General features: G+C 43.9%; 13 protein-coding genes. 3 read left to right on the top strand and 10 right to left on the bottom strand.

Going from position 1 to position 17,422, the window contains the following annotated elements; all coding sequences use genetic code 11:
* Window positions 1-103 precede the first annotated feature (103 nt).
* Both ACRBG0_RS28030 and ACRBG0_RS28025 read left to right on the top strand, forming a co-directional pair.
* On the top strand, window positions 104-3,328 hold the full coding sequence (locus ACRBG0_RS28030; protein WP_431490138.1) for a VPS10 domain-containing protein: 3,225 nt from the start codon (window positions 104-106) through the stop codon (window positions 3,326-3,328).
* Between the two features lie 740 nt (window positions 3,329-4,068).
* On the top strand, window positions 4,069-4,920 hold the full coding sequence (locus ACRBG0_RS28025) for a lysyl endopeptidase (RefSeq protein ID WP_431490137.1): 852 nt from the start codon (window positions 4,069-4,071) through the stop codon (window positions 4,918-4,920).
* Between the two features lie 148 nt (window positions 4,921-5,068).
* Here the strand turns inward: ACRBG0_RS28025 and ACRBG0_RS28020 are convergent, their stop codons facing one another.
* From ACRBG0_RS28020 to folK, 10 genes are all read right to left on the bottom strand, one after another.
* Window positions 5,069-6,655, bottom strand: coding sequence for a T9SS type A sorting domain-containing protein (locus ACRBG0_RS28020; protein ID WP_431490136.1), 1,587 nt, complete (start codon window positions 6,653-6,655; stop codon window positions 5,069-5,071).
* 102 nt (window positions 6,656-6,757) lie between these two features.
* Window positions 6,758-7,234 carry a Dps family protein gene (locus ACRBG0_RS28015; RefSeq protein WP_431490135.1) on the bottom strand — a complete coding sequence of 159 codons (477 nt, stop codon included), beginning with the start codon at window positions 7,232-7,234 and terminating at the stop codon, window positions 6,758-6,760.
* A 153-nt stretch (window positions 7,235-7,387) separates the two neighbouring features.
* Window positions 7,388-8,128 (bottom strand): hypothetical protein, encoded by a 741-nt coding sequence (locus ACRBG0_RS28010; RefSeq protein ID WP_431490134.1) that lies wholly within the window; start codon window positions 8,126-8,128, stop codon window positions 7,388-7,390.
* A 71-nt stretch (window positions 8,129-8,199) separates the two neighbouring features.
* Window positions 8,200-8,961, bottom strand: coding sequence for a tetratricopeptide repeat protein (locus tag ACRBG0_RS28005; protein WP_431490133.1), 762 nt, complete (start codon window positions 8,959-8,961; stop codon window positions 8,200-8,202).
* 53 nt (window positions 8,962-9,014) lie between these two features.
* Entirely contained in the window at window positions 9,015-9,380 is a 366-nt protein-coding gene (locus ACRBG0_RS28000) for a DUF2200 domain-containing protein (protein ID WP_431490132.1), read from the bottom strand.
* Between the two features lie 14 nt (window positions 9,381-9,394).
* A complete protein-coding gene (locus ACRBG0_RS27995) occupies window positions 9,395-9,685 on the bottom strand; it encodes a hypothetical protein (RefSeq protein WP_431490131.1) in 291 nt (96 codons plus the stop codon).
* Window positions 9,686-9,736: 51 nt separating this feature from the next.
* Entirely contained in the window at window positions 9,737-10,453 is a 717-nt protein-coding gene (gene ric, locus ACRBG0_RS27990; protein ID WP_431490130.1) for an iron-sulfur cluster repair di-iron protein, read from the bottom strand.
* Window positions 10,454-10,465: 12 nt separating this feature from the next.
* On the bottom strand, window positions 10,466-10,903 hold the full coding sequence (locus ACRBG0_RS27985; RefSeq protein ID WP_431490129.1) for a hypothetical protein: 438 nt from the start codon (window positions 10,901-10,903) through the stop codon (window positions 10,466-10,468).
* A gap of 380 nt (window positions 10,904-11,283) precedes the next feature.
* Window positions 11,284-11,988, bottom strand: coding sequence for an alpha/beta fold hydrolase (locus ACRBG0_RS27980; RefSeq protein WP_431490128.1), 705 nt, complete (start codon window positions 11,986-11,988; stop codon window positions 11,284-11,286).
* A gap of 215 nt (window positions 11,989-12,203) precedes the next feature.
* Window positions 12,204-12,695 (bottom strand): 2-amino-4-hydroxy-6-hydroxymethyldihydropteridine diphosphokinase, encoded by a 492-nt coding sequence (folK, locus tag ACRBG0_RS27975; protein WP_431490127.1) that lies wholly within the window; start codon window positions 12,693-12,695, stop codon window positions 12,204-12,206.
* A 168-nt stretch (window positions 12,696-12,863) separates the two neighbouring features.
* On the opposite strand from folK, the gene ACRBG0_RS27970 reads away from it, so the two are divergent.
* Window positions 12,864-17,422, top strand: a 4,559-nt coding sequence (locus ACRBG0_RS27970; protein WP_431490126.1) for a CUB domain-containing protein, incomplete at its 3' end; no start/stop codon positions are given.

Raw genomic sequence — 17,422 nt, 5'->3', positions numbered from 1 at the left:
AAATTTCCCAACAAGCTCTTATCTTGGATTACTTTTAAAGACTAGTATAACAGGAGCCGCTGAGGAACCTTTCCTTCGCCGGTCATTCTCAAAACCAATCTACATGCCTACCAAATTCAAACTCCTGGCCCTTTGTGGCCTCTTTTTATGGAGCGTCTCTTCTTTCGCTCAGGAAACAACAAAAAATCAACCCGATTTCAGTGGCATCGAATGGCGCAGTATCGGCCCGGCCTTCATGTCGGGGCGGATTGCGGATATTGCCATCCACCCGCAAGACGACAATGTTTGGTACGTGGCCGTGGGGTCTGGCGGCGTCTGGAAGACGGAAAACGCAGGCGTCACATGGGCTTCTATTTTCGAGGGCCAAGGTGCTTACTCGATCGGCTGCGTGACCATCGATGCGCGCGACCCCAACCGTATTTGGGTCGGTACTGGCGAGAACGTCGGTGGCCGACACATGGGCTACGGCGATGGCATCTACCTCAGTACCGATGGCGGCCAAAGCTGGGAAAACAAAGGCTTGGAAACCTCTGAGCACATCTCCAAAGTTGTGGTACACCCGGATGATTCCGACGTACTGTGGGTAGCGGCGCAAGGGCCACTGTGGAGTAAAGGTGGCGAACGCGGCATCTTCAAAAGCACCGATGGCGGCACCACCTGGAACCGTACCCTCGGCGATGAAGAATGGACTGGCGCGACTGATTTGTTGATTGATCCTCGCAATCCTGATGTGCTTTATGCGGCTACTTGGCAGCGTCATCGTACGGTAGCGGCCTATATGGGCGGTGGCCCCGGTACGGGTATTTATCGTTCTACCGATGGTGGCGATACCTGGGAAGAACTCACGAATGGCCTGCCTAGCGGGCCGATGGGTAAGATAGGATTGGCCATCTCACCACAGCAGCCCGATGTGTTGTATGCTGCTATTGAACTCAATCATCGTACAGGTGCGGTTTATCGCTCGGCCAACCGCGGTGCGAGTTGGGAACAGCGCTCCGAGGCTGTTTCGGGTGCTACCGGGCCGCATTACTATCAAGAACTTTATGCCAGTCCGCACCAGTTTGATCGCTTGTACCTGATGGATGTACGTGTGCAGGTATCTGACGATGGTGGCAGTAATTTTCGCCGTTTGCAGGAACAGCATAAGCACTCGGATAACCATGCGTTGGCTTTCCGTGCTGATGATCCCGACTATCTGTTGATGGGCACGGATGGTGGTTTGTACGAAAGTTTTGACTTGGCGAAAAACTGGCGCTTTATGGCCAATTTGCCACTGACGCAGTTTTACAAAATTGCAGTAGACGATACCGAGCCTTTCTACAATATTTATGGTGGAACCCAGGACAACAGCACCGAGGGCGGCCCTTCTCGTACGGATAAAGTGCAGGGAATTCAAAACTCCGATTGGAGCGTTGTGCTCAATTGGGATGGTCATCAACCGGCAACCGAACCCGGTAATCCAGATATCGTTTACGCCGAAAGGCAGGAAGGCACCTTGTCGCGCATTGATATGACGACGGGCGAAGTCATTGATATTCAGCCCCAAGCCGCGCCCGGTGAAGATTACGAGCGTTTTAATTGGGATGCACCGATCTTGGTGAGCCCGCACAATCCGTCGCGCATTTACTTTGCTTCGCAGCGGGTATGGCGTTCAGATAATCGCGGTGATAACTGGGAGGCCATTTCTGGCGACCTTACGCGCGATCAGGAGCGCTTAACGCTTCCGATCATGGGCGGCACCCAAAGCTGGGACAATGCCTGGGATGTGAACGCCATGTCGAATTACAATACGATTACCTCGTTGGCTGAGTCGCCGGTGCAGGAAGGTTTGCTGTATGCAGGAACGGACGACGGCATGCTGCAAGTGACCGAAGATGGTGGTCAAAATTGGCGCAAAATTGAATGGTCCAACGTCAAAGGTGTACCCGCCACGGCTTTTGTCAATGACGTGAAAGCCGATCTTTTCGACGCCAATACCGTCTACGTGGTGTTGGATAATCACAAGTACGGCGACTATAACCCTTACCTCATTAAGAGCACGGATGCTGGCCGTACGTGGACGAAACTAGGTGCTGACTTGCCTGAAAGAACGCTGCTATGGCGGATCGTGCAGGATCATGTCAATGGGCAGTTGCTATTTTTAGGAACTGAATTTGGCGTTTACGTATCGGTTAACGGAGGCGAGCAGTGGCACGCGCTTAAGGGCGGTTTGCCGACGATTTCTTTCCGTGATCTTGCTATCCAGCGGCGCGAAAACGATCTGGTGGGAGCTTCTTTCGGGCGTGGTTTGTTTGTGCTGGATGATTATACGGCCTTGCGTGCTGTGAACGAGGCGCAGTTGGCAGAAGCCGCTACACTCTTTACGCCACGCGATGCATGGTGGTACATTCCACGTTCTCACTTGGGTTTTGATGAGCCGAAGGGTGACCAGGGTGCTGACCATTTTGTAGCACCTAACCCCGACTTTGGGGTGGTATTTACTTATTACTTGAAAGACGGTTACACAAGCGCCAAGGAAGTTCGCCAAAAAGCCGAAAAAGAGGCCGAAACGGTGACGTTTCCTGGTTGGGATGCGCTGGAAAAAGAAGATTTAGAGGCGGCTGCCAAAGCCTACCTTTTGGTGAGCAATGCAAAAGGCCAGATCATTCGCAAGGTAGACTGTTCGACCTCGGGCGGCTTTCACCGCGTTGCCTGGGATTTGCGCCATGCCTCACCGGGAGCGATTACTGGCGATGATTTTGGAATGCCTGGCCGACTGGCAATGCCTGGGGAGTACACGGCCGCAATGTATCAGCAGGTAGACGGAAAGGTGAGCAGTTTGTCGGCTCCCGTTACGTTCACCGTGAAGCGACTGAGAGAGGGGGCATTACCTGGTGCTGCGCCTGCCGAAGTGGAAGCTTTTTGGCAATCTTTTGAGAAAACTTTTGCTGATTTTACCGCTTTAGCGGCTAAATTGGACGATGCCGATAATTATGCCGAGCGATTGGCCACAGGCCTGGAAAACACGCCAGGAGCAGCCAATGCAATGCGCGAAACGCTAGCTGGTTTGGAAAAGGAAATGTACCAGATGGAAAAGGCGATTGGTGGAGACCCTAGAAAATCTCAGGTAGGCGAAAAGAACCCGCCGGTGGTTTTCGACCGTATTTTTGCCGTTATGCGCGGGGTGGAACGCTCTACTTATGGCCCCACGGCCATGCACCGTATGAGCTTGGATGCTGCCAATGCGCAGATAAAAGAGATTACGACCGCCCTCAGCCAGTGGAAGGCATTAGCTTCTCAATTGGGTAAGGACATTCAGGCCGCTGGTGGGCCTTGGGTGATGGAGTAGGGGGACTCTTTCGCTGGTTTTGTTAGCCACTGAAGCACAGGTTTTTTCTGTGTGCTTCAGTGGCTTTTTTTTGAACCATAGAAGGGATTATAAGGGCATATAGTTACTCCCGTTTAATGAAAAATATATCTTTATAACATTGATTGTTTTAAAGCCTGCCTTAGTTCCAGAACTTGGTTATTCCGTCTCTGGTATTGATGACAAATGGCAGTTCAGAGCCAAGGTTGGTTTCACAACCCTCTCCACACGGCAGGATACTATTTTTAATTACGGTGTCTTAGTTTCATCAGGAGCTACAAGTTCCTACCAGTGGTGTTTATCAGACGTCAACGTTTAGCGGGGTGGCTCTCAATGCTAGCAATGTTTTTATCAGTTATCACACGGGGTTTCAGCAAGGTACTGCTCAGGTTGACCAACCTGTTTATGTAGAAAAAACCGGCGAACAGGATTACCTCATATCCTTCTGTGACATGGAGTGTACTCTTGGCGGTTCGACCGTGTTTAGTTTTACGGGACAAGTGAGGGTGCAGGGTTAGTGGGGGCGTTGCGCCGTGATTTACGGAGAGTTCCGCAGCTTCCTCAGGTTAAGCGTGCTTTTCAAGTATATACACCTGGTAATAAACGGGGGATTCTACTCTTTTCTAAAAGGTAATTCTTTGTGAAATTTGCTTTTGAAAGTAAAGCTTTAGCAGGCTGCTGAAGCTTTTATCTACATCTAAATCCTACTTAACTTATTTTTCATGGCTATTACAACTGCTGTTTACGGAGGGGGACCATTTTATCCAGGCACTGGATCAGTACTTGGAAACCTCAAATACACCAACTTTTCTACAATTGTATGTTGGGCAATTCATGTTCATTCTAATGCCGACCTTTACTTCAACGGTACCTTAATTGTATCGGGAGGAAAGTATGTAGGTGACCCTAGTTGGCCACAGGAACTTCAGGATTTGAAGAATGGCGGGGCTGTTAATCGTATTCTTTTTTCCATAGGAGGTTGGGAAACCAACGATTTTTACCACATCGCCGATTTGATCAAAGCTCATGGCACTGGAGCAGATAGTCCTTTGTATCAAGCCTTTGCTTCCTTGCATAATGCAATCCCCACAATAGATGGTATGGATATGGATGATGAAGGTAATTATGATCATGATACTATTGTGGCATTTTCTCAAATGTTGGCCGAAATTGGTTACAAAGAGGTAACTTTCTGCCCCTACACTTCCATTTCGTTCTGGCAGGGGTGCTTGGAAACACTAGAAAAAACCAACCCAGGGTTTGTAACCGCATTCAATTTGCAGTGCTATGCAGGTGGAGCAGGTAACTTGAATGACCTTCAGCCTTGGATTGATGCTGTTAAGTGTGTACTACCCGCTAATAGTAACCCTGCCGAATTTATCGTTCCTGGGCTATGGTGTAAGCATGGAGACGGATGTAGTGCCGGAATGTCTGCACAGGAGATTGAAACACAATTTAATGCTTATAAAACTCAAGGCATCAGAGGAGGTTTCATTTGGCTTTATGATGACATCATAAAATGTGGAAATGATCCAAAGTCCTACGCAGATGCTATTATTCAAGGATTGTCTTGATTAGGCTGGTCTTTTAAAGTGATTGCCTGATAAATATTAGGACAAATATAGAGTCGTTTTTGAAGCAAGTTAACAGCTTATTCAGAAACGACTCTACTGGTGGGGTTTAGATAATGGAGTAGATTTCGTTCGGCTATCAGGGAGAATTCTACTTCTTCACCAGCTTTTGCGTCAATATCCCTTCCGATGTATTTACCTGAACGAGATAGAGACCACTACTCAATCTTGCTAGGTCAAGGCCTATTTCTTGCTTGTTGGAGTCGTTTGATTCCGTAAGGACAGCTTTGCTATTGATGTCGTAGATGGTAATGCTTTTTATCTTTTCACCAGCAATAGTGACCCTTGAAGTTGTGGGGTTGGGGTAAATATTGATGTGTAATTTTTTTTCTGGTGACAGTTGTTGTGAGGATAAAATAATGCCATCAATGGTCATACTTTGAAACCAGATATTGAGTTTCCCATTTCTGGTATCGCCCCAGGTTGTGTTTATGATATCATCTTGCATTTTTATACACATGAAGTCATTGCCAGCACTTTCCAAGACGACATCAAAAGCGACGGTTTCATTGGTGATTTGAAAGTTTGGAGAGAAGTTTAGGGAATCTTTCGCTCTGTAGGTGGCCCAAATTTCTGATGCTGTTTGATAGCTACCATCTGTCCCATTTCTTCGGTCTCTCCAACTTACGACCAGGTCGCCATCATTATCAAAATCACCCCAAAGCATATCTTGCATCCTGTTGTTTCCGATAGGAGCATCATTCAATTTTAGGGGTTCAGACCAATCGATACCGGCGTTGGCTGTTTCTATCATAAAAACATCTAAATTGCCATAGTCAGCTCCCAAAAATAGGTAGACCAAATGGTTGTCGTCTGCCGGATCAGATAGCAAAAGGGGAGCCTTCTTGGCATTTGGGTAGTCCGTAGTAGTCGCAGGTTCCGTTTGGACTGGAATGTTTTTATGATCTAAAGTATTTCCTCCGTCATCAGAGGATACGTGAAATGCTTGTAAAGAAAGACTTTGTGTCAACACAAAAGAAGGATATACACCATGAAAAACGCCGGCATTATTTACTGCCGGAGAACACATGGGGAATGGGTTTAAGTTGCCCGCCAGCCAGCCAATTGTATCCAGGTATCGACTTGAAAAAGTATTCCCCCCATCATTTGAAAAAGACAGGTATGGATGGAAACTGGGTTCTGTTCTGTTTAAATTAAAAGTGGTCAAGTAGATTGCTGTTGATTCACCGCTGGTAGATTGGTCGATCACCATCCATGGCCGGTCTATTGGCCACTTGGGACCATCATAGTCGGTATTGATAACCGCTGTCGGTGAACCCCATGAGACTCCTCCATCCGTTGATTTACAGAGGTATACGCCACCCGTTACGGGCGGCGTTGTGCCGGTAAAATCAATATAACTGATAAAGGCCTCCCCATTTGCATTGAATGCAATGCATGGATCAGCAGAACTGTAGTTGGAAACCGTATGCGGAAGTTCAGTGACGGAAGTCCACGTTTGCCCACCATCAAAACTTGTTTTGGTCTTGATCTTAAACTGATTAAAGACATCAATCCACCCCATCCAGGCAACGACCAAGTGCTGAGTATCATTGGGATCGATGGCTAAGTAGGGTTCTCCATCAAAAACATCGCCATTCGATAAGTTTTGGTTCTGCCCAATGACGAAAGCCTTAAACATTAGGATAGTGATAATTATTATTACTGGTTTCTTCATGTTTAAAGACTGTTAATGAGGTTGTTGACTGTAATTGAATAGCTCATTGATTTGGGCGTTACACTAGAACGCTAACAATGAGCTAAAGCGAAACGTATGAACTTACCTGCCGAGAAAAGCGGAATACATCCAAACTAATTTTTCCTGAGCACGAATGTAATCACTCATCAAAGCATTGGTACCTTCATCATTTGCTTCTTCTGAGATAGTTAGCAATTCTCGTTGCATTTTTATGATGACAGAAAAAGATTCTAAAATATTATTCACTGCCTTTACTCCGTCGGATACTTCTGAGCTCTCTTTGATTTGAGAAGCCTTTTTGTAGTCCGAGTATTTATGGTTTGGGGAATGCCCAAGTGTTAATATCCTTTCTGCAACTTCATCTATTTTTAATAAAAGGTCATTGTACAGTTCCTCAAACTTCACGTGAAGTTCAAAGAATTTTTCGCCCTTGATATTCCAATGGTAACCCCGTACATTTTGGTAAAAAATAGAATATTCTGCCAAAAGCGTGTTGAGTTTTCTGGCAAGGATTTTGGATTCAGACTTTGTTAATCCGATTGCGTTTAACTTTTTCATCTTGTATTTTTTTTGATTCTCGGGGTTTTCGGTAGCCCGCATATTTCTACGGACTTTTGTCGAAAGCCTAGCTTATGTAATTCAATAAATAATTACGATTAAAATAGATGAAAAGTTCTATGTAGTATGTAATATAAATCACATAATATTTGATCATTTAATCTCTTCAATTCGCCCATGTATTTGGGTTAAAACATCGAATAAGGAATCGAAATTTGCGCAGGAGTTTGTCAGATGAGAGAGGTATAGGCTAATCAAATTTTCGGCCTCCCTGTTTTTGAGTAGCTGTGTTAAGGAACGGTACCCTTCCTCGTCGAGTATTGGTTGATCAAGGTAAATATCAAGATCAGCATACCTGGTGTTTTTCAAAAGGAATGGTTTTACCAGATGTATTTGATAATTCCTCGTCGTTTCATCGGTAATGTTACATTGGGCCTTGTAGTAGTTGAAAAAAGTAATCAACTGGTTCAGCTTGGTGTCATTGATCTGAGACAAGTACCCTTTAGATACAAATTCATCAATGACAGGGAATTGAAAAGACAATGATTCTGACTCTGTCAGGAACCGTATTTTTTTTGATAATGCTCCCAGCGAATCAGCTTGCCCGTTTACAATGATACTTCGCGCAACAACTAAGCTAGGAATCATGGAGTCTTTGGTGATTAGTGAGTTTCCCTTGATAAATTCACTGTTAGTATTAATCTCTTCTTGTATCCTTTCAAAATACGTTTCAATCTCCAGGTTTGTTTGATAAGCTTGGTTCCAGTTGTTCAAATAAACGGCAATCATCACACCGATAACAACAATGAGTATCTCGCCAATGGAGTATTTGAAATAGTTCTTTATTTTTTTCTGGGTAACTGCTTGAAGTCTAAATTTTCTAAAAAGCTTCATTGCGATAGTAGATGATTCCTTGACAAAAGTAGTTTCTTGATATTTTCTAGCTCCTTTAATAACCTCGGAGTTTACTCATTACGGCATTCTTTCTTTTGAATACTTTGGAAAAAGAGAAGGTCAGTATCTAACCCGTAGTCGAGTACATTTTTTTGTGTCGCTATTGATATGTTTTCACAGGCTTTGGTTAAATCTCCTTTTTTCTTGTAGTATTGATAGTAATTATAATAGATAAAAGGATTTTCTGCATCGAGTTCTAATGCTTTTTCTAGGGCGCCTTTAGCCTCGTCCAGCCGGTCTAGATTAAGTAATGCAGATGCTTTGTTATTATAGATGAAGGAATGCTCAAAGCCTTGGGCTAGCACATTGTTAAGCATTTCTAAACCTTCTTCGTTCTTTTTATTTTCAATTAGTGCTAAAGCAAGTGTTACGCTAATTTCGGGGTGACCTACATTATAGCTGAGTGCTTTTTTATAGGCAACGATTTCTTGATCGGGTTCTTCGTTAAATTCATGGATACTTCCTTTTAACCAATATCCATCGCAATTTATTAAAGGAGAATTCGTCTTTTCGGTCTCGAAAATTCGTTCTAGGTTAGCCTTTGCTTTTGAAATTTGTTCTAAATCCCAATAACATAAACTTTGGGCAAGTAAATATGCTGGACGTTCTTTATCATTCTTTAAGATACCGAGTTGCAATTCCTTTATAGCTTCTTCGGCCTTGCCTTGTCTGATTTTATCTCTGGCAAATTCTAAGATTAGAGCATCGTTATCTTGGGCTATTAAAAATAATGGTGATAATAATAAACAGAGAATGAGTGTTAATCGATACATAAAAAAGGTTGTAATTACTTGTTTACTGAAGTAGGATTTACTTGTTCGATACGCTACACTACCCGCAAAATCTTCTCCATTTTCCGCCCTCTGGCCAGTTCTTCCACCAACTTGTCTAAATACCTTGTTTGCTTTGTTAATGGGGTCTCGATGTCTTCTATCCGGTAGCCACAGATGACACCCTTGATTAAATGGGCATTGGGATGCAGGGTAGCATCCTCAAAGAATTTTTCAAAGGTTACTTTGTTTTCAATCAGTTCTTCCAGCTTTTTTAAATCGTAACCGGTTAGCCATTCAATGACTTGGTGCAATTCTTCTTTCGTTCTTCCCTTTTTCTCAACTTTGGTAACATAATGTGGATATACCGAAGAGAATGTCATTTTCGCTATGCGCTCATCGTGCTCGGGTGTGGTGCTCATATTGCAGGTTTTTATTATTTATAGGGTGCGGTGGTTATTTTAATCTTTTGTTCTACGCCTTTTTCATAAATGGACTCCTCATACAGTACCGAAGGGTAAGTATTGTATACAGCAGCGTAAGTATGTTGTAGGTAAAGCGTATGCTTAATGGTAAATATACCCCAAAGTTCATTGGATTGCAACCGAAGGTTTGGCCGAATAGAGAATGGAAACCTTAAGTACATAAGGCAGAGAGGAGGCACCATTAGCCCATCGTAAAGCCTTCTTGTGTTTCCCGAAAAACAGTAAGCCATGGTGGTGTTCATGGCTTACTGGTTGTAATGATTGGTGTCGTTTTATTGGTTTAGAGCTGTTTTTTAAGCACTGACCAATGTTCTTTCTGCTTGGATGGCCTTCGGGAATAGAATGTTATTCTCCAGATGGATGTGTTTATGCAGGTCGTTTTCGAATTCACTGAGCATTGCAAATGCTACTCGATAGGTAGTGCAAGCATCTTGCGGTGGATTATAATTATCACTTAATGCTGCTATTTTTCTAAATCGCTCCCCTTCATTGTCATGCTCGTGCATCATCATGGTAATGGGGTTTTGTATCGTACCAAAGGGAGGTCTTTGGCCGTTTCCGTCACTTGCCATTTTGCGTACATAAGGGAATAAAATGGTCTCTTCCTTCTCCATGTGTGCCGTCAGTTCATTGGCAGAAGCGGTAAACAAGGCTTCGATTTCTATCAACTCCGGATGACGATCACCATGAACTTTGGCTATTTTATTTAAAAATGCACGGAGTTCAGGAATCTTTTTTTCTACATATCTATGGTGCTTTTTTTCGATATAATCGGCAAGCAAATCCATGTCCCATGATTGAAAATCAATGGTGCCCTCACTAGCAACCTGAGCAACTTGGTTCAGTTCCTCAACCAGGGTATCTACATTGAGGTTGTTCTGTATGCAGACTTCGTTTATACTCCTGTTGCCTTTGCAGCAAAAATCAATACGATGCGATTTAAAAACTGAAGCTGTACGAAAATCCTTTGCAACAACTTCTCCGACAATATTTTCTTTTGAAAAATTCATGCCATTGGTTTTTTATGATTTAAAAAGCTTTATTCCAAAAATCATTAAGCAAGTGACCTTGATAACTTCCATTCCGATATAGCAAAAATGTAAGTTAGAACTAGGCACGTTTCGCCCTTGTATATGCATTTCTGCACGGATGTCCAATGCTGGAAGCAACCATGTAGACTGTAAGACGACAATGAGAAAAGGGAGAAAGAACAACAAATGCTCCCATTTTATTTTTTTGATGCCCCCAAAAACCATGCTCGCAATAATGACAATGGACAGAACCAACTCCACTTTGTTGAGCGCATTGAATACCAACCTGCCAATACCGAGCCCTAATGGTAATGTGATACCCGGTGCTTGAAATTTTAGCCATGCTTCCATAAAGCTGATGGCTCCAACGAAACCAACCCAAATGAAAACGGAGGCAATGGCTATGGGATATTTTATGGTCAATTTCATGGTACAAATATAGGGTTGTTTTATTAATAACGGATCTATTTGTCCGAGATAAAAGCAATATTACAAACCAATGACAGTGCCAGCTCTAAATCTGTTTTTAAGCATGTCCAGAATGAATCTAATACCCAACAATAAATTATTAACCGCCTGCGGAAAAGAATCCTGCTTGAACTGTAAGAGAAGGCCTCTTTCCCTTGTTATGGATAATAAAGTCGGTCATAAGCGGGTATTTAAAGCAAAATAATAGCCAACACTGGAATAATTAGAAGGCAGTTCATTCTGTTGTAACCGACAGTTGGCTGCCTTCATTTAAGCTCTTTTTTTGGACTTTTAGATGAACTTTAATAAAGTTATACCCTGTAGTGATGCCCTTCGTTCGATCATTGTTTTTTTATGAAATCAACGATTATTGACGTAAGTACTTCTTCATTTATTCTGTCAATTGGATGTTGAAAATCTTCTATTATTCTTAAATTTCCATTGGGCAATATTTCTGCACTTTCTTTTGATTCTTCTATGCTGACCATATTGTCTTTACTCCCAATTCCGATGAGTGTTTCATGTTTTATTTCTTCTAAATCCTTTTCTGTTAACCTTTCTCCTCGTCCTAAGCCCAACATCATTTTAGCGGTCTTGTCTACCACTTCTTTCCAGTTGTTCTTGGTATGAACTGCTGCTAACATATTGGCAAAAGCGGGTACTTTCTCCTCAATCTTTTGAGGGTTCAACATCCTTACTTCTTTCGCTGCGGTTTCTTCTGTCCAGGTAAATTTCGTCCCTAGCGTAATTATTTTTCCAACGAAATCAGGGTGTTTTTGGGCTACATTCAAACCAACATAGCCACCCATGCTGTAGCCGAATATATGGGCCTTTTTAATTTTTTTCTCACTCAAATACGCTATTACATTTTCAGTAAATAGCCCCATTGTAAATTCCTTAGGGGACGCTCTTTTGCCATGTCCTTCAAAATCAAGATCATGTACTTGAAATTCATGAGAGAGCTTTTCTTTCAAACTCCGAAATTGATCTTTTGTGCCTAATGCGCCATGCAGGAGGAGTAAGTTTTGATTCATCTTGGTGCTCATTTCGCCTGTTTTAGAACTTGTTTAGTTACGCTGATCGTCATTCTTTTAAGTTGGGATGATCAATTTAGTATCTTTTTTCAAAGGCTTTTATTACAAAGCCTCAATAATTTGTTCATAACCATCAACCATTCTCAAAGGCAGAAATCTCAGTTCGGAAGCATTTTACGCACTCCGCACTCCGCACTCCGCACTCCGCACCCTACCAGACTTAAGTGTCAAAACCTTCCATTCACCCTAACCACCATTCCTTCATCTGAGCATTCCATCAACAATTGGGCGACCGTTTTCGCTAGTAGAGGATGTACCCAATCCGGCGCGATTTCTGCCACGGGAACCAGTACAAATCGTCGTTCTTGCATCCAGGGGTGGGGGAGGGTCAGTTTTGGCGATTTTATTACCTCGCTGCCGTAGAAGATAAGGTCGATATCAATGAGGCGCTGATCCCATTTCTTGTGCCTCACCCGGCCGAGTTGCTGTTCTATACTTAGTACGGTTTCCAGGGCTTGCTGTGGCGACATATTGGTCTTGTAAAGACAAGCTTGGTTGAGGAAGTCTGGTTGGTCTTCCAACCCCCATGCGCTGGTTTCGTAACAGGGAGAAGCTTGGATTTCTTCCCCTAGTTGGTTTTGCAGCAGTCGACGCGCCTGGAGCAAGCTTTGGTTTCGCCAGCCTTGATTACTCCCTAGATGGAGGAGGATGTTTTGCATAAAAAAGTACTCGTTGAGCACCAAAGATAATGGCTATCAACAGAATAGTAGATGTAGGAACGCAAGTAAGCAGACAAAGGAAGGCAGAGAACATTTTTTTTGAGGCTAATTGTCTATCTTTGGTCGTATATATTTAATCAACCATCTGTCACAGACACTTTATCCTGTATGAAATATATTTTTACGCTTCTTTGTAGTGTCCTCTTTACCATCAGCGCTTTTGCTCAACCTGTCAATGATGATTGTGTAGATCTCATTGATCTGGGAACAGCACCTGCCTGTATTGGTGATATTTATACCAACGTCGACGCTACAGACAGTAACTCAGGCCCATTGGACAACCCCACCTGTTTCAATGGAGGGACAACCCAAAATGATGTTTTCTTCGGATTTATGGTCGACGCTGCCTTGGTCGACGTAACCATTACTGTCATCGGCACAGACCTAGGCCCTAATGGTGTGCCTATTACCAATCCTCAATTTGCCCTCTACAGGGGTGCATGTGGAGGCTTGGCCGAATTGAACTGTATCAGCGCTAATGTTGGTGAAACAACCATTAGCCTTGATGTAATCGGCCTTACTCCCGGGATTCCCTATTTCATCAGGGTTAATGATTATTCAGGAACAGGAACACCTAACTGGGGTGATTTTACCCTCTGTATTGAAGAATACATCCCAGCCATTAATATGGGAGAGGATACACAGTCCAGCGCTTGTTCTGGTACTGTTTATGATTCTGGTGGCCCTGATGGTGACTACGATAACAACGAAAACTTCACGTTTACCATTTGTCCTAATGACTTCACCCAGTGTGTTGCGCTAGATGTAGAGTCCTTTAATATTATCGGTGGTGATGCACTTAATATTTATGAAGGTAGTACTACCGCTGCTCCTTTAATTGCTTCTATTACTGGCAATAGCAACGGCAATGAATTTGAAGTACAGTCCTCTAACTCATGTATGACGCTGGAGTTTGTTTCTGATGGTTTCAATTCCTCTGGTGGTTTTGTTGCCAACTGGCAATGTTCACCATTAGAATGTGCGGGATCTGAATTTGACGACCCGGTAACAATTACGGAAATCCCGTTCAACAACCCTGCCCTCACTACCTGTGGGGAAGGAGCCAACTTTAATACTACTCCTTGTGGTGCTATTCCTTTCTTGAATGGCCCTGAAACAGTGTTCTTATATCAGTCGGAAGGAGGCATTTGTGCGTCGATCAATGTTACTGGTGCAGAACCCGGTACCGGTGTTTTGGTGCTTAATGGTTTGCCAGACGACCCTGGTACCGTTTGTGTTGCCCAAAGTGCAGCAGGAAGTATCAGTAGTGCTAACTTCCAAACACCAGGCGATTACTACATTATTGTAGCCAACCCTTCTGGATGTACCGATTTTGGATTGAATATCGTAGAAGCCGATTGTGCGCTTTCACCAGCTTTAGTGGATGCACTTTGTAATCCGCTTAATGGTTGTATTGTGGATGGTGATATCACCAGTGAGTTTATGTTTGAAGATGGTTTTCAGGATATTCCTAATACCCAAGGTGTCAACAACGGTTGTTGGGGTGGTGTAGGAATAGAACCTGATTATTACTGGTTTACCATTGAGGCACAAGCTGATGGACCATTCGGTTTCATCCTTAGTAGTGCGAATATCCCTTCGGATATTGACTTTAACGTATGGGGCCCTTTCTCACCAGAAGAAGTTTGTGAAACGCCTCAGAGTGTAATAGATTTTGTTACGAATAACCAACCTATCCGTAGTAGCTATGCGGGTGGTACAGAGCCTACCGGCCTTGCGGATATTCACCCGCAATTTGGTTATGATATAGAAGATGAGTACGATTGTCAAGGAAACAACGATGATATTGTAATGACGATCCCTGCAATGGCAGGAGAAGTCTTCGTGGTATTGGCCAATGATTGGGGTAATCAAATTCAAGGTGGAGGTATCCAGGTAGATTGGGGCCCTTCTGACCCTGATGTACTACAGCCTTTGGGCGCAACTGTTGCCGCAGCAGATACTTCCGTTTGTATTGGCGAAACCGTACAGCTGGAAGTTATTACCGGCTTGGATAATATTGAATGGGTAGGGCCTAATGCTGGCGAATTATCTTGTACCAACTGTTTTAACCCTGTAGCTACGCCTAGTGAGACGCAAGTTTACATGGCTTTACTGGATGCTGTTTGTTATGTAGATACCCTGGAAGTAACCGTCAATGTTTTTGACCTTGACGCTGGCCCGGATATCGTTGTTTGTATCGGAGAAGAATTTGAAATTCCTGCAGGCCAGGATTTTACAACAGCTACCTACTCTTGGTCACCTCCTCCTGGCTTGACCTTTAGCTGTACAGAGTGCCCTACACCGATAGTGACGGCCGATGCTCCTGGTGTTTACGATGTTCCGGTTACGCTTACTGCCGCAGCTTGTAACTTCATGGATTTTGTAACCATCACGGTACTTGATTTTACCGCTCCAGAATACACCATCGCAGATGATGAACGTATCTGTGATGGAGAGTTGCGGCAAATTGGTGGAGATTTCGTTGATGGCAATGTCTACGTATGGACGTCTGTACCCGCATCAACGGTTGAACAACTCGCTAACCCTGTTGTGCAACCTGATGTAACAACAACTTACTTCCTTTCGGTAACAAACGGAGATTGTCCTACTCCTTCGGTGGATAGTATTACCATTGAGGTTACTCCTTTACCGATTATTGATATAGCCGAAGAACCGATGGATGCTATTTGTTTGGGCGATGAGATTTCGCTGTCAAATACCATTGTCGAAGATGATGTAAATTACAGCTGGTCTGGCCCCAACTTCATCGTTAGCCCCGATAGTAATATAACCGTCATTATACCAGCCGTTAGTGGTGATTTTGTACTCACAGGCGAACGCCTGGGCTGTGAATCTACAGATATTATACCCGTTGAAGTGGTGGATATTTCCATCGACTTGAACGAACCCGATACCACCTTTATTTGTCAGGGGGAATCGGTTCAGGTACAAGCTGCCGTTACGCCAACTGACGCTACTGTCGTATGGAACCCTGCTGATGTATCAGGCCCTGCACCGTTGCTGAGTCCAGATACCTATACGGTATACACCGCCACGGTAACGATTGGTAACTGTGTACGCAGTGATACTTTTGCTATCCAGGTAGATTCTCTTCCCGGAGATATGGCTATCATGGCCGACCCCATGGAAGATTCTTACTGCCAGGGCGAATTGGTAACGCTAAGTTCACCAACTTACGATCCTGTTATGTATCCGGATATTACGCACGAGTGGATAGGCATTGGACTGGAAACTTCCGATACCCTATTTAATATGGTATTGACTACTGCTGATACCTTTACTTATCAGCGGATAACGGTTAATGGTGGCTGTGTACAAGTTGATACCATTCTGTTGAATGTGATCAGTAACGATGCACTAGAGATCACGCCAGCACAACCAGAAGTATGTGCCGGAGAAAGTATCCAGTTGACGGTAATGTCAACGACACTCGGCGAATTAGAATGGACACCAGGAGAAACCCTGAGTTGTGATGATTGTCCTAATCCACTAGCCAGCCCATCATCAACGACTACTTATACCGTAAGTTCGAGTATAGAAGGTTGTGCGATTGAGCAAGGTGTGACCGTTATAGTGCCTCCTGCTCCGGTGATGAACGCACGGGGAGATATTACGCTATGTCCTGGTGAGTCTATTGACCTTAACCCCAATGGTGGCGGAGGCCAGGATGGTACTACTTATCAATGGACATCAGCGACCAATCCAAATGTAAGCACAGACGTTAACCCTATCGTTACTCCTGCGACTACAACGACTTACACCGGAACAGCCACCAATATTTGTGGTACGGCAACAGATGAAGTTACCGTCACAGTGGTTGACCCAGGCGTATTGGTAGATGTCAATGGCGGTATCGAAACCTTAGTTACTTGCCGTGGCTTCGAATTTGATCTGGTTGCCAATGTAGACAATAGCACCAACGGTACCGAAACACTTACCTGGTTGTATAATGGCGAGAGCCAAATTGGTGAAACAACTACCTGGGTTGCCAGTGAAAGCGGCATCGCAGAGTTTATTTACCAGTACGGAATTTCTGCAGACGAAGATTGTGCCGAGTTTAGAGACACCGTTATGATCGTTGTCAACGATGCACCGCAATTAGTAGAGGTAAGGCCTGATACAACGATTTGTTTTGGTTTAGATCTTCCATTGACCTTATTCACCGGTGAAGTAGAACCAGGTGTTACTTACAGCTGGACAAGCACCGCAGGTGACGTATTCATGGAGGCAGACCCTGAAGTTCAACCAACAGCTACCACTACTTATACACTAGAGGCCAGCTTAGGAGAATGTGTGGCAACCGAAACCGTAACAATCACGGTTGTTGAGGAAGCTACCTTCGCTATTGATACAGACCTGAGTACTACCCTTATCACGGAAAATATGAATTCTGTTGATTTGATTGCAGCCGTACCTAATGAAAATAACCCTGATGTAGTTTGGTCCTTTAGCGGCGTTACGATTGGTAATGGTTCCCCACTGGGATGGATGCCAAGTAGTGCACAGCAGGATTCTTTACCAGGATACGTTTTTGCATCCTTAAATACGGGTTGTCAGGTTTTAGAAGATTCGATTTTAATCCAGAAGCTTCTTTTCGAGATGCCAAACATCTTCTCTCCTAATGGAGATGGTGATAATGATGT

The organism is Lewinella sp., from assembly GCF_050633125.1.
Taxonomy (GTDB): domain Bacteria; phylum Bacteroidota; class Bacteroidia; order Chitinophagales; family Saprospiraceae; genus Lewinella.
This window is presented reverse-complemented; position numbering and strand designations above follow the sequence as displayed.